Source organism: Ottowia thiooxydans, from assembly GCF_040548795.1.
GTDB lineage: Bacteria > Pseudomonadota > Gammaproteobacteria > Burkholderiales > Burkholderiaceae_C > Ottowia > Ottowia thiooxydans_A.
In genome coordinates, this window is sequence record NZ_JBEPSH010000001.1 from 211,103 (window position 1) to 224,014 (window position 12,912).

General features: G+C 58.4%; 10 protein-coding genes. 2 read left to right on the forward strand and 8 right to left on the reverse strand.

The window, feature by feature from the left end:
• Nucleotides 1-119 precede the first annotated feature (119 nt).
• Nucleotides 120-2,750: an alanine--tRNA ligase gene (gene alaS / locus ABIE13_RS01020; RefSeq protein WP_354440368.1), complete on the forward strand. Its 2,631-nt coding sequence runs from the start codon at nucleotides 120-122 to the stop codon at nucleotides 2,748-2,750.
• Nucleotides 2,751-3,165: 415 nt separating this feature from the next.
• Here the strand turns inward: alaS and ABIE13_RS01025 are convergent, their stop codons facing one another.
• The 4 genes from ABIE13_RS01025 to ABIE13_RS01040 form a co-directional block, all read right to left on the reverse strand.
• On the reverse strand, nucleotides 3,166-4,116 hold the full coding sequence (locus tag ABIE13_RS01025) for an MBL fold metallo-hydrolase (protein ID WP_354440369.1): 951 nt from the start codon (nucleotides 4,114-4,116) through the stop codon (nucleotides 3,166-3,168).
• A gap of 3 nt (nucleotides 4,117-4,119) precedes the next feature.
• A complete protein-coding gene (locus ABIE13_RS01030) occupies nucleotides 4,120-5,043 on the reverse strand; it encodes a pseudouridine synthase (protein ID WP_354440371.1) in 924 nt (307 codons plus the stop codon).
• Between the two features lie 243 nt (nucleotides 5,044-5,286).
• The gene (gene trmB / locus ABIE13_RS01035) at nucleotides 5,287-6,057 is read right to left on the reverse strand and encodes a tRNA (guanosine(46)-N7)-methyltransferase TrmB (protein WP_354441216.1); all 771 of its coding nucleotides are present in this window, start codon (nucleotides 6,055-6,057) and stop codon (nucleotides 5,287-5,289) included.
• Nucleotides 6,057-6,953, reverse strand: a complete 897-nt coding sequence (locus ABIE13_RS01040) for an inositol monophosphatase family protein (protein ID WP_354440373.1) — start codon at nucleotides 6,951-6,953, stop codon at nucleotides 6,057-6,059. Before ABIE13_RS01040 ends, trmB begins: the two co-directional genes overlap by 1 nt.
• Nucleotides 6,954-7,129: 176 nt before the next feature.
• Here ABIE13_RS01040 and greB point away from each other — a divergent pair, with 176 nt between their 5' ends.
• Nucleotides 7,130-7,702, forward strand: coding sequence for a transcription elongation factor GreB (gene greB / locus ABIE13_RS01045; RefSeq protein ID WP_354440375.1), 573 nt, complete (start codon nucleotides 7,130-7,132; stop codon nucleotides 7,700-7,702).
• 131 nt (nucleotides 7,703-7,833) lie between these two features.
• On the opposite strand, the gene ABIE13_RS01050 is transcribed toward greB, so the two are convergent.
• The 4 genes from ABIE13_RS01050 to ABIE13_RS01065 all read right to left on the reverse strand — a co-directional run bounded on the left by ABIE13_RS01050 (nucleotide 7,834) and on the right by ABIE13_RS01065 (nucleotide 12,791).
• Nucleotides 7,834-10,092 carry a RelA/SpoT family protein gene (locus tag ABIE13_RS01050; RefSeq protein WP_354440377.1) on the reverse strand — a complete coding sequence of 753 codons (2,259 nt, stop codon included), beginning with the start codon at nucleotides 10,090-10,092 and terminating at the stop codon, nucleotides 7,834-7,836.
• A 368-nt stretch (nucleotides 10,093-10,460) separates the two neighbouring features.
• Nucleotides 10,461-11,066 (reverse strand): chalcone isomerase family protein, encoded by a 606-nt coding sequence (locus tag ABIE13_RS01055; protein WP_354440379.1) that lies wholly within the window; start codon nucleotides 11,064-11,066, stop codon nucleotides 10,461-10,463.
• A gap of 131 nt (nucleotides 11,067-11,197) precedes the next feature.
• Nucleotides 11,198-12,034, reverse strand: coding sequence for an NAD-dependent protein deacetylase (locus tag ABIE13_RS01060; RefSeq protein WP_354440381.1), 837 nt, complete (start codon nucleotides 12,032-12,034; stop codon nucleotides 11,198-11,200).
• A 112-nt stretch (nucleotides 12,035-12,146) separates the two neighbouring features.
• Nucleotides 12,147-12,791 (reverse strand): helix-turn-helix transcriptional regulator, encoded by a 645-nt coding sequence (locus tag ABIE13_RS01065; protein ID WP_354440382.1) that lies wholly within the window; start codon nucleotides 12,789-12,791, stop codon nucleotides 12,147-12,149.
• Nucleotides 12,792-12,912 lie beyond the last annotated feature (121 nt).

The following is a 12,912-nucleotide window of genomic DNA, read 5'->3' on the forward strand; positions in this document are numbered from 1 at the left end:
ATTTGCCTGATTCAACCTAACTCCCCAGAAAGCCCGAGGTTTTTCACCTTGTCACGGTTTTTCCCCGTGGCAAGAAAAACTGTTGACGCTTGTGACCGTGCTTGAGTCGGTCAAATAATATGAAAACAAATCGTCCTCCCATTTCTGTCGCTGAGATTCGCAAGACTTTTCTGGATTTCTTCGAGAGCAAAGGCCACGCCGTCGTGCAGAGCAGCCCGCTGGTGCCGGGCAATGACCCCACGCTGATGTTCACCAACAGCGGCATGGTGCAGTTCAAGGATGTTTTCCTGGGCACCGACAAGCGGCCCTATGTACGAGCCACCAGTGTGCAAGCCTGCTTACGTGCCGGCGGGAAGCACAACGATCTGGAAAACGTAGGCTACACCGCGCGCCACCACACGTTTTTCGAGATGCTGGGTAACTGGTCTTTCGGCGACTACTTCAAGAGAGAAAGCATAGAGTGGGGCTGGGAGCTGCTGACCAAGGTGTTTGGCCTGCCCGCCGAACGCTTGCTGGCCACCGTCTATGCAGAAGATGACGAAGCCTACGGTATTTGGACCGAAATCATCGGTCTGCCGCCAGAGCGCGTGATCCGCATTGGCGACAACAAAGGCGGACGCTACAAGAGCGACAACTTCTGGATGATGGCTGACACCGGCCCCTGCGGCCCTTGCAGCGAAATCTTCTACGACCATGGCCCGGAAATTCCAGGTGGCCCGCCCGGATCGCCCGATGAAGATGGCGACCGCTTCATCGAGATTTGGAACCATGTGTTCATGCAGTTTGAAATGCATGACGATGGAAGCCTGACTCCATTGCCCGCACCGTGTGTAGACACCGGCATGGGCCTGGAGCGCCTGGCTGCCATCTTGCAGCACGTGCACAGCAACTACGAGATCGACCTCTTTGACGCACTCATCAAGTCCGCAGCGCGTGCAACCGGGTGTGAAGACCTGACCAATCCGTCGCTCAAAGTCATTGCAGACCATGCGCGCGCCACGGCGTTTTTGGTCAGTGATGGGGTCATTCCCAGCAATGAGGGGCGCGGCTATGTACAGCGACGCATCATTCGCCGTGCCATTCGACACGGTTACAAGTTAGGGCAGAAAAAGCCTTTCTTCCACAAACTGGTGCCTGATCTGGTTCAGCTCATGGGTGAGGCGTATCCCCGCCTGGCCGCCGATGAGCAGCGTGTAGGCGAGGTCCTGAAGGCCGAGGAAGAGCGCTTTTTCGAGACACTGGCCAACGGCATGGAAATTCTGGATGTCGCGCTGGCGAACGGCCAGAAGTCGCTGCCGGGCGAGGTGGCCTTCAAGCTTCACGACACCTATGGCTTCCCGCTCGATCTGACGCAAGACGTCTGCCGTGAGCGCGACGTCACCGTGGATGTGGCTGGTTTTGACGCCGCCATGGAGCGCCAGAAGGCAGCAGGCCGGGCTGCGGGCAAATTCAAGATGGACAAGGCCGTTGAATACAGTGGCACGTCCAATGCTTTCACTGGGTACGACGAACTCTCGCACAGCAGCAAGATCGTGGCCCTGTATGTGGACGGCACGCCAGCCAACGAACTCAAAGAAGGCCAGAGCGGCATCGTCGTGCTGGACTCCACGCCTTTCTACGCTGAATCCGGCGGTCAAGTGGGTGACCAGGGCGTACTGGTCGGAGAGGGCGTCGAGTTCGGCGTGCAAGACACCCTGAAGATCCGTGCCGACGTCTATGGTCACCATGGTGTCATGACCCAGGGCGCGCTCAAAGTGGGTGATGCAATCGATGCGCGGGTAGATGAGCAGCGCCGCGCGTCTACCATGCGCAACCACAGCGTGACCCACCTGATGCACAAGGCTCTCCGCGAGGTGCTGGGTGCCCACGTGCAACAAAAGGGCTCGCTGGTCGATGCAGACAAGACACGCTTCGACTTTGCTCACAATTCGGCGGTCACGCCGGAGCAAGTTGTCGAAATCGAACGCCGCGTGAACGAAGAGATCCTGGCCAACGCCGCAACGCAGGCGCGCGTGATGGACATAGAAAGCGCGCAAAAAACCGGCGCCATGATGCTGTTCGGTGAGAAATACGGTGAAAGCGTCCGCGTGCTGGATATTGGCAGCAGCCGCGAACTGTGCGGTGGCACCCACGTGGCGCGCACCGGTGACATCGGCCTGTTCAAGATCGTCAGCGAAGGCGGTGTGGCAGCCGGCGTTCGCCGCATTGAGGCCATCACTGGCGCCAATGCGTTGGCTTACTTGCAGGGCCTGGAATCTACGCTGCAAAGCGTGGCGGCCACGTTGAAGGCCCCGCCCTCAGAAGTGCAGGGTCGTCTTGGGCAAGTCCTCGATCAGGTCAAAGCGCTTGAGAAGGAAATTTCCCAGCTCAAAGGCAAACTGGCGTCGTCCCAGGGAGATGAACTTCTCACGCAGGCCGTTGATATCAACGGCATCAAGGTTCTGGCCGCCAAGTTGGAAGGTGCGGACGCGAAGACCTTGCGCGAGACCATGGACAAGCTCAAGGACAAGCTTAAGTCTGCGGTCATTGTGCTGGCTGCTGTGGACGGTACCAAAGTCCAGTTGGCAGCAGGCGTCACAGCGGACAGCGTGGGCAAGGTCAAGGCCGGAGAACTCGTCAACTTTGTGGCGCAGCAAGTCGGCGGCAAGGGCGGTGGCAAACCTGATATGGCCATGGCTGGCGGAACCGATGCCAGCGGCTTGCCACAGGCGTTGCAATCTGTTCAGGGATGGGTTGCCGAGAGGGTCTAAGTACTTCCTGAGACCGGACACAGTCAAGTCCTAGATTCATCTTTCCTGCAAGGGAAGACTAGGTATTCGAGGGCCGAGCGCAGCAATGGCCCGATTGGGTATCCCACCCCTTTGGCCGTGCCGAGGAGCGCAGGGCCAGGGGCGGGCAAGAGCACTGCAAGATGCTCTTGCTTCGTGATCTAGCTTGCGGCAGCTGTTTGAACGTAGAGAGCGAAGCGAAAGAAGTGAGTTCTGCCGCGCCGCCCCTGGACTGAGCACCACAGGTTGCCCGGAGCGCAGCGCAGGGTCACGGACAGTGGGGCCGCCTTTTCTTGCGCCAGGTTCTTTTGGCGGAGCAAAAGAAGGTGGCTGCGCTGCCGGGCGCACTCCCCGGCCTCCGACCTCAATGCAATCACAGAAGGTAATTAGTAGCCATTCAGTCACCGTTCATCACGTGCGTGGCATTGCGCCGCAGCACGCCCTTGCTGAACATAGGCTCCAATACTGATTCCAGCCAATCGTTCCAGGGCACATCAGGGCGATGCTGCTGATGCAGTACCGCCAGCAAAGGCATCGAGTTCAGCCAGACGTCGAATTCCGCGCGCGGCAGAGTCTCGAAGTCCATCATCTGGTACTTGATCATCACCTTGGCTGCATGCGCCGCGTGTTGAGCCGGGTTATCTTTGAAATACTCTATCCGCTTGCGAGCTGAGGCGAAGGCGGCATCAATGGCACCGTCATCCCGGGCAAAGGGCGCTCCATGTCCAGGAATCACTACCCTGGGTGACAGCTTCTCGATCAGCGCAAGCGTATCCGCATACGTGTCGAAACTGCCTGTGCCCTCTATGTGCTGGAAGATGACTCCAACACTACTCTCCCACATGGCATCGCCAGAGATCAAGAGGCCGTGTTCGGGCTCGAACAACAGAACGGCCAGCGCATCATGTCCGGGTGCAGAGTGAATCTCCCAATGATGGTTACCTAATCGCACCGTATTGCCTGGAATCAAGGCGTCGCTGGCCGTAAACACATCGCAGCGCTGACCCGTTCCGCCAAAAGTCAGGGCATCCTGGTCCCAAGTCTGTACATGAGACAAGGACGGCAGCGGCACCCAGGTAGAAGCATCCGGCCACGCTGCCTGAAGCGCACCTGTGCCGCCACAATGGTCACTATGAAGGTGTGTGTGTGCGATGGTGACCAAGGCTTGGTCGCCGAGTACATCGCGCAACAAGGTCACTGTTTCACCGGCGTGCTTGGTATGGCCGGTGTCGATCACGCACGGCTCGTCGCCCAGGCAAACGATATTGTTTGAAGAGAGCCAGCCACGCTCCAGGACGCGCATATCGGCAGGCAAGAGTGTCGAGGCCAGGTTCATTTCAGATTGCATGGTTCAGATACCTGATTGTTGCAGCTTCAAGCCTGAGGTGAATTCCCGGCGTTGTCCGGTTATGGGGTCATTGAAAGCCAATTGACTGGCCAATAGTTGCAGCGGATGTTCTGTATCGTCGGGCTCGCCAGGACCCCGCAACACTCGGGGGTAAAAAGCATCACCCAAAATCGGTACGCCCAGCGCGGCCATATGCACGCGCAACTGGTGGCGCTGTCCTGTGATGGGGCGCAGCTTGTAATGGGCATGCTCACCCCGCACTGCAGCCAGTTCGATGCGTGTGTGGCTATTGGCTTCGCCCGCCACTTCCCGTGACAGAAAGAAGCGTTCAGGATCAGTTTCCAGTCGGCTGATGTGTGTATGAGGCAGCGCAAGTTCTGGCCTGAACGGCGCCACAGCTTCATATACCTTGTCCACCTTGCGATCTCGAAACAATGCCTGGTATGAGGCACGAGTGGCGGGTTGAACAGCGAAAGCGACCAAACCTGCGGTTTCCCGGTCGATGCGGTGAAGCGGACTCAAGTGCTCCAGACCGAGCCGACGCTTCAGCCGCACCACCAGGCTTCTGTGAAGATAAGGTCCGCCAGGGATGACTGGCATGAAATGCGGCTTGTCAGCCACCACCAGCCATTCGTCCTGAAAAACGATGGTTTCGCTTTGCAAGACCTCAGGCTCATTGGTTTGGCTGCGGTAATAGTGCAGGCGCTGTCCAGGCTGGCACGCAGCAGTGGCTGCAACGGCCTGCCCATCATCGCCCACCACTTCGCCTGCAAGCAGCCGCGCTGCCCAATCGTCTCGAGTTAAAACAGGAAAGCGCTCCGAGAGGAAATCCAGTACGGTAGGCCACGAGGCAGTGGGTATGGCCACCGTGCTGGCACTCACACCGTCACGCAAGGGTAAATTGAAAGGGCGCGCGGCGTGGGCCATCAGCAGGCATTCCCTTCGCTATGCCGGCCTACCCGGCAGCGCGCGCAGGCGCATTCGGGGGGCATTGAAATGCGGGGCTGAGCGCTCCGTGTTGGCAAGGGGCCGGCCATAGGTAGACGAGAGGGCGCGAGATTCAGGGGAAGCCAATTAAAGCATGGCACTTGGCTGGCCTTTTACCTTGCGCTGAGTCGACTGCAGGAACGCTGTCTCGACCATGCGGCGTGAACAAACGGAGAGTCTTGATCAGACCTTGCGAAACACCAAGTCCCACACGCCATGTCCCAACTTCAATCCCCGAAGCTCAAATTTGGTGAGAGGGCGGTACTCTGGTTTTGCAGCATAGCCTTCAGCCGAATTGGCTAACAATGGTTCTGCGCCAAGCACTTCCAGCATTTGCTGCGCGTAGGGTTCCCAGTCGGTGGCACAGTGGATATAGCCGCCTGGCTTCAGACGGGTGGCAAGCTCTCGAACAAACGGTGCTTGAAGTAAGCGCCGCTTGTTGTGACGCTTTTTGTGCCAGGGGTCTGGGAAGAACACATGAATGCCGTCCAGGGAGGCGGGCGCGATCATTTTCGCCAGCACTTCCACGGCATCGTGCTGCAGGATGCGAATGTTGTCCAGGTTCTGCTCGCCCATCGACTTCAGCAGGGCGCCTACGCCCGGTTCATGGACTTCGCAGCCGATGAACAAGGTGTCTGGTTGCAAACCAGCGATATGCGCCGTGGCGGCGCCCATTCCAAAACCGATTTCCAGAACGGTCTTCTCGTAGGTTTTCCCCTGCGCCTGGGCCGACGTAGCGCACGCCGCAACCAGATCAGGTGTGCCAGGGTCATAGGCCACGATGTAGCGCGGGCCCAGATCAGCCAAAGCGCGGGCCTGCCCGGTGGTCACACGCCCGGCGCGGGTGACGAAACTGCGAACAGCGCGGGGAAAGGGCACGCCCTCGGCCGGAGGCTGGTGCTCTTCTACCTGTTCTGGGTGTTCAGCAGCTTCGCCATTTGCTTGGCCTGCCATCATGTCGGCTCGGTTCCACGGTTTGGCTCCTGTGTCTCCACATTTTGCTCGGCTCTGCTGGAGATGGTGCCTCGGGGGGCAACGCCCTGGAACTTGGAGTATTGGCGCAGCAGTGCCACCAGCTGGGCGTAGATGCGTGGGCTGGCGGCCAGGCACTCTTCGGCTTCCAAAAACTCGGATTCGCCAGAGAAGTTACCGATCAGGCCGCCGGCTTCCGTCACCAGAAGAGAGCCTGCGGCTGCATCCCAGGGTTTGAGACCTGTTTCGAAGAAACCGTCAGTAAAGCCAGCAGCCACATAGGCCAGATCAAGCGCAGCAGCCCCTGGGCGGCGCAGTCCGGCGGTGCGTTGCATGACATCGGACATCATGCGCAGATACTTGGGGAAATCGTCTCCCTTGCGGAAAGGAAATCCGGTGGAGATCAGGCACTGGTTCATCTCGGTGCGCTTGCTGACACGAATGCGCCGATCATTCATATAGGCGCCACGCCCGCGGGTAGCGGTGAACAGATCGTTACGAGAGGGGTCATAGACCACCGCCTGCTCGATACGTCCGCGCACGCTCAGGGCGATGCTGACGCAATAGACAGGAAATCCGTGAATGAAGTTGGTGGTGCCATCCAGCGGATCGATGATCCAGATGTGGTCAGATTTCGGGTTGCCGTGGGCGCTTCCGGACTCTTCGGCCAGGATGCCATGCTGGGGGTATGCAGTGAGCAGCGTCTCAATGATGGCTGCTTCGCTCGCGTGATCAACCTCTGTGACGAAATCATTGACCTGCTTTTGGGAGATGCGAACCGCTTCCACGTCGAGCGCGGCACGGTTGATGATGGCGCCAGCGGCGCGCGCGGCGCGTACGGCCACGTTGAGCATGGGATGCAGGGTAGATGTCGTCATAGGTTGTAATAAGAGCAAAGCCTGCCAGCCCGCGCGATGGCAGGGGCAAAGGAGCTATTTTCCCACGGATAAGGGTTTACGTCACTACCACCGGAAAAATGAGTGCTTTCAGTGCGGCTTCATGCACATGAGGGCGCTGGCTGTGGGAAAGGCTGGGGGTGTTATTGTTTGAAACTATGAGCAAGGCATTTACACGAGAATCCGACGCAGACGAGGATGACGACGACGCAGGCGGCTCACAGCCCCCGTTGCCGGCGGGTACTCGCAATTACATGACTCCCAAGGGTTACGCCCGTTTGCGTGACGAGCTGCTGACCCTATTGGATGACGAGCGTCCCAAAGTGGTGGAGGCTGTGCATTGGGCCGCCAAGAATGGGGACCGTTCTGAAAACGGGGACTATCTCTACGGAAAAAAGCGCCTGCGTGAAATCGACCGGCGAGTTCGCTTCTTGACCAAACGCCTGGAGATTGCCGAAGTCACAGACCCTAGCGCACATTACGGCGGAGAACAGGTTTTCTTTGGAGCGACCATCACTTACGTGGAGGACGACGGCAAGGAACGCACCGTAACCATCAAAGGCATTGATGAAGCACAAAGCCAACTCGGGGAGGTCAGTTGGGTTTCCCCCATCGCCCGGACGCTCTTGCGGTCACGCATAGGCGACGTCTTGAAGCTGGAAACGCCCGCAGGACAGCGAGAAATCGAAGTTCTGAGCGTGAGCTACCCCGCACCCGACGCTCCTGGGTGAAGAACCTGAGAACCTCTGGCAGTGACGGCGCATTGGTGTCTAGTCAGCCACGCCAGAACGACGCGTTTTTTAAAAGCGCATGCCAAGCAGGTGCTTCGCCCCCTATCGAGAGCTTGATACGGTGCTGGAGCTCAGTGTGCAGCAGGCGTGATGCGGGAAGCTCTGAGGACTGAATGAGTGCGGCGCAAATTGCGCAGCACTGCGTCCAGATGAGCTTTGTCGCGCACGGTAATAACGAAGCGCAGATCAATGGCATCCTGGGCGGCCTCGTCTGCCATACCCAAGTGGATGATGTCCGCTTCAGCTTCCGCCAGAGCCACTGCAACCCGGGCTAGCACGCCTTTTCCATTGACGACGGTGACCACAAGCCCGACCTCGAAAGCCCGTACAGGTTCGTCCGCCCAGGCTACGGTGATAAACCGTTCTGCATCCTTGTGCTGCAGTCGGCGTGCCACGGCGCATTCATCGGTATGCACGACCAGGCCTTCTCCCCGTCCCAGGTAGCCGAGCACGCCATCACCAGGGATGGGGCGGCAGCATGTGGCGTATTTGACCGACGTGTTTTCGCCACCATCCAGCATGACTGCGCCCTGCGACAGATTTTCATGCGCTGTGTAGCGTTCGCGGGTCAGAAGCAGGGCGTCGGGTTTGTGGCCCTGCGCGGCCAGCATGGTGACCAAGCGCTTGGCTACCATGTTGGCGCTGCGTTTTCCCAGGCCGATGTCGGTCAGAAGTTCTTCCCGTGTCCGGTTGCCCGTAAAGCGCTGCAGTTTTTCCCAGATAGGCTTGTCTACAGGCTCCAGCCCGGGCAGATGGTCAAGGCCTTCTGCCCGCAATGCCTGCGCCAGCAATTTTTCACCCAGTTGGCTGGACTCGTTGTGCGCCAGGGTCTTCAGGTGGTGCCGAATGCTGGAGCGAGCGCGCCCCGTCCGTACAAAGCCCAGCCACGCCGGGTTGGGTGCGGACACGGGTGCGGTGATGATTTCAATCACATCACCGTTGGCCAGCTCACTGCGCAACGGCACCTGTTCACCGTTGACTTTGGCCGCCACCATATGGTCGCCAATATTGCTGTGGATGGCATAGGCGAAGTCCACCACGGTAGCCCCATGCGGCAGCGCCATGATCTGCCCTTTGGGCGTAAACACATACACGGCGTCGGGGAAAAGATCCACCTTGATGTGGTCCCAAAACTCCGTGGCGTCGCGTGTTTCGTCCTGGATGTCGAGCAGGGACTGCAGCCATTGCGTGCCCAGCTGTTCGCCCTGCGGACGTTCATTTTCCCCCGCTTTATAGAGCCAATGCGCAGCCACCCCGGACTCGGCCACGAGGTCCATCGGCTCGGTGCGGATCTGGAACTCCATGTTGACACTGGCTGGACCTACGAGGGTTGTGTGCAGGGATTGGTAGCCATTGACTTTGGGTATGGCGATGTAATCCTTGAATCGCCCCGGCACTGGCTTGTAGAGTTGGTGCAGCAAGCCCAGCGCGGTGTAGCAGTTGATGACGCTCGAGAGGATCACGCGTACGCCGTAGAGATCATTCACCTGCGCAAAAGACAGGTGCTTTTCCGTCATCTTGGTGTAGATGGAATAGAGCGCTTTCTCGCGACCGACGATGCGCGCGACCAAGCCCGCTTCGTTCAGCGCGGACTCAATTTCGTGCTGGACTTTCTGAATCAAGTCGCGGCGACGCTGGCGTGCGCGGCCAATCGCCTTAGAGAGAATGCTGTAGCGCCAGGGCTTGAGATGGCGAAACGCCAGGTCTTCCAGTTCGCGGTAGGTCTGATTCAGACCGAGGCGATGAGCGATGGGCGCGTAGATCTCCAGGGTTTCAGTGGAAATACGTGCCCATTTGCTGCGCGGCATGTCGGACATGGTGCGCATGTTGTGCGTCCGATCGGCCAGCTTGATGAGAATGACCCGGACATCGCGCGCCATCGCAAGCAACATCTTCCGAAATGATTCGGCTTGATTTTCTTCACGCGTGGTGAACTGAAGCTTGTCCAGCTTGGTAAGACCATCTACCAGTTCCGCCACGGTGGTACTGAACTGCTCGACCAGATCAGCCTTGGTCACGCCGCAGTCTTCCATGGCGTCGTGCAGCAAGGCTGCCATGAGAGCGGGGGCATCCAGCTTCCACTCGGCGCATTGAGCGGCCACAGCGATAGGGTGTGTGATGTAGGGTTCGCCACTGTGGCGAATCTGCCCTAAGTGGGCTGTGTCGGCAAAACGATAGGCGCGGCGAACCTGCTCAACGTCACTCGCGTCGAGATAGTCCAGCTTGGCCTCCAGCGCCGCAAAACTTGCAGCTGCGGCATTGGCCGCGGCTATTTGAGGGGAAGGAGAGGGGCCAGACGGCATAGTGTGGGTCGATAGCACCGAACTCATGCCCTTAGCTTAACCCGGTTGCGCAAAAAACGTGCAAATGCTGCATAAAAGTGCATATCCCGAAGTAGTCATCGTTGCACACTGACCATGAGAGAAAAGTGGCTGGTCTGCCATAGACCACCGTATGAAGCAACTATTTCCCAAGAATGGGCCAAACTCCGAAAATTCAAATGATTTGCTGAATTGGGGAGGATCGAGGGCTCGTCATCTTAATCGCGCGTCGTCGGATTCTTGAGCAAAGTCCCTGGAGACGCGGACACAGCCCAAGCCTACCACGCGCGCCATGCCTCAGGGCGGCGTCCGGCGAGTCCGGCACCCCTTGTGAGCGCATAGCGCGCGCTGGGTGCGGGCCGATGCCGGGATTGTGCCTAACGGTTCAGCAACGCATCCTTGAGCTGGGCATCTGCCGGTGAGTCGCCCAGCCAGATCTTCAGCACCATGGAGAAAAACTCTGCGTCACCCAATGGAGCGCCTTGTTGTTCATCACCTACAAAGAAGAGAGAACCCTTGCTGGGTACGAAATGCAGGCTTATCCGGTCCCCCGCCACGAGTTTGCCGCGACTGGAAAAGATCTCGATCAATCTCGTCATGGTCATCAGGTGGCGGGAGGTTTGATCCTTGGTGGCGTTCGCACGCATACCCTTGACCATGGCCAGGCCCAGGTCTGTGCTGGTGACCTCACGCAGAATGGCCAGATCGACTCTTTTAGGGCCTGGCAAGGCCAGCACTTCCTCGGTAGTGCCCACTTTGCGTGGGAGGTACAAGGCCATGTCGTAGACCTTGAACACCACCCTATAACGAGTGCCAACCCCATTGAGCACCAGGTTTGCATTGGCAACCTGGGCCGTGGGTGGAAATGCCGTGCTCGGGGGCGCTGTCTGGGGTTGCGCTGAGGTGGTGCAAGTCAGGAGCAAGGCGGAAATGCCCAGAGCCAAACGACGGGAAAACATATTGCGAGCAGCTGACTTACCCATGGGTCTCCTCCTAGAAAGCTTTACGAAGTCTAGGTACCGGCGAGTTGTCTACGCAGTCGCTTTACGCACAAAAGTTTCTGGAATGTGAAATATGACGCCCATGTGTCGCCAATTCATGAACACGCTTTCATTCACCGATTTGAATCGGTGGCCGTGCCAAGGTGAAGGGCAAGTTGCGATAGAGCTTGATCGCATGGCGCTTGAAGTTTGGTATCGAGCTCGGCGTCTGCGCGCGTCACCCCCAGGTTAATGGCGACCACAGGTATCTGCCGGGCTTTGGCGGCATGTACGAAGCGCAAACCAGAGTAGACCATCAGGGAACTGCCCACCACCAGGAGAGCGTCGCTGCCCTGTAGGTGCTCCATGGCCGCCTTCACCCTGGCCACGGGCACGTTTTCCCCATAAAAAACAACGTCAGGCTTGATAATCCCGCCACACTGAGAACAGGGCGGTACCACGAAAATCGAGAAGTCCACACCTTCGAGATCTGCATCTCCATCTGGGGCGGCATTGGCAGATTGGGCATGCCAGTGCGGATTCGCTTGCAAAAGCGCGTTCTGCCAGTCCGCTCGACTGGACCGCGCGGAGCACTGCATGCAAATCACAGTATCCAGGCGGCCATGCAGGTCAACGACGTGGCGGCTACCGGCTTGTTGATGCAAGCCGTCCACGTTCTGGGTAATGATTTGCGAGACGCGCCCCAACCCTTCCAGCTGTACGAGGGCATGGTGGGCAGCGTTGGGCAGAGCCTGGCGGAAGACGGGCCAGCCAATAAGGCTTCTGGCCCAATAGCGCTGCCGTACGGCAACACTGCCCATGAAGTCCTGGAAGGTGACCGGAGAAGGGCGTTTCCAGGCACCTTGTTCATCGCGATAGTCAGGAATGCCGCTGCCTGTGCTGAGACCCGCACCGGTCAGGACGGTCCATGTGGGACAGGGCGCAAGGAGGCTGAGCAGGGCGGTGGGCATGGTTTGTATTCTTGCGGAAGGAAAACGCCCTCTGATTTAAGCGTGGGCGAGCACGAAGCTCGGGGCTGAATATCCCAAGGCGTTCGGCCTGATCAGTTGGCGCCAGTCGCCTTCAATTCAATACGGGCGTGATCTTGTAGGCGCAGCGGCGCGCCTGCTGGAGTATGTGTTCTACCCGCTCTACCTGTGCCTGTAGCACTTGCTCAAATATGGCGAGCTCGGCGCGGCAAAAGCCTTGGCAGGCCGTGGCTGCAGCGCAAATAGGGCAATGGTTTTCGATGAACAGTATGCTGCCGTCCTCCAGAATTTCGTACTCCGCCATGTAGCCTTCGCTCGAGCGCAATTGAGCCAGACGAGCCACCCGCGCTGGCAAATCTGGTGCATCGCGCAGCTCCTGCAGATACCACTCGCGGCTTTTTTGCTCACGCATGTCGATGAGACGGTCGATCGCTTGCTCACCGAATGCCTGGCGAACGGTATCAAGCAACTGAACTGTCAGTTCTGAATGGGTATCCGGAAAACGCTGGTGTCCCTTGGGCGTCAGTTTCCAGAACTGGCTGGGTCGACCCACTCCTTTGACTTGAGAGTAAGCCTCCACCAGGCCTGCAGCGGCCAGTTTGGTGAATTGCTGGCGCACCGCTTCAGCAGTCATGGATAGCTTGTCTCCCACATCCGACGCCTGCTGGGGCCCGCGTGTCTTGAGCAGGTGAAGCAGGCGCTCGGCCGTAGACGAAGCTGATTCCTTTGAATATTCCAAGTGTTTGCTTGACAAATTATTGATCCGAGTTCTAATATACAAAGAATAAACTTGTTTTATTAATGTAGCGCATTCAGCTTTCGTGGGCAACGAGGTGCGCGAGTTAGTTACTGGCTTGGAG

Bases quoted from the DNA above. Each gene is read 5' to 3' on its own strand.
- alaS (WP_354440368.1), top strand. From the start codon at position 120: ATGAAAACAAATCGTCCTCCCATTTCTGTCGCTGAGATTCGCAAGACT.
- ABIE13_RS01025 (WP_354440369.1), bottom strand. From the start codon at position 4,116: ATGCAATCTGAAATGAACCTGGCCTCGACACTCTTGCCTGCCGATATG.
- ABIE13_RS01030 (WP_354440371.1), bottom strand. From the start codon at position 5,043: ATGGCCCACGCCGCGCGCCCTTTCAATTTACCCTTGCGTGACGGTGTG.
- trmB (WP_354441216.1), bottom strand. From the start codon at position 6,057: ATGGCAGGCCAAGCAAATGGCGAAGCTGCTGAACACCCAGAACAGGTA.
- ABIE13_RS01040 (WP_354440373.1), bottom strand. From the start codon at position 6,953: ATGACGACATCTACCCTGCATCCCATGCTCAACGTGGCCGTACGCGCC.
- greB (WP_354440375.1), top strand. From the start codon at position 7,130: ATGAGCAAGGCATTTACACGAGAATCCGACGCAGACGAGGATGACGAC.
- ABIE13_RS01050 (WP_354440377.1), bottom strand. From the start codon at position 10,092: ATGAGTTCGGTGCTATCGACCCACACTATGCCGTCTGGCCCCTCTCCT.
- ABIE13_RS01055 (WP_354440379.1), bottom strand. From the start codon at position 11,066: ATGGGTAAGTCAGCTGCTCGCAATATGTTTTCCCGTCGTTTGGCTCTG.
- ABIE13_RS01060 (WP_354440381.1), bottom strand. From the start codon at position 12,034: ATGCCCACCGCCCTGCTCAGCCTCCTTGCGCCCTGTCCCACATGGACC.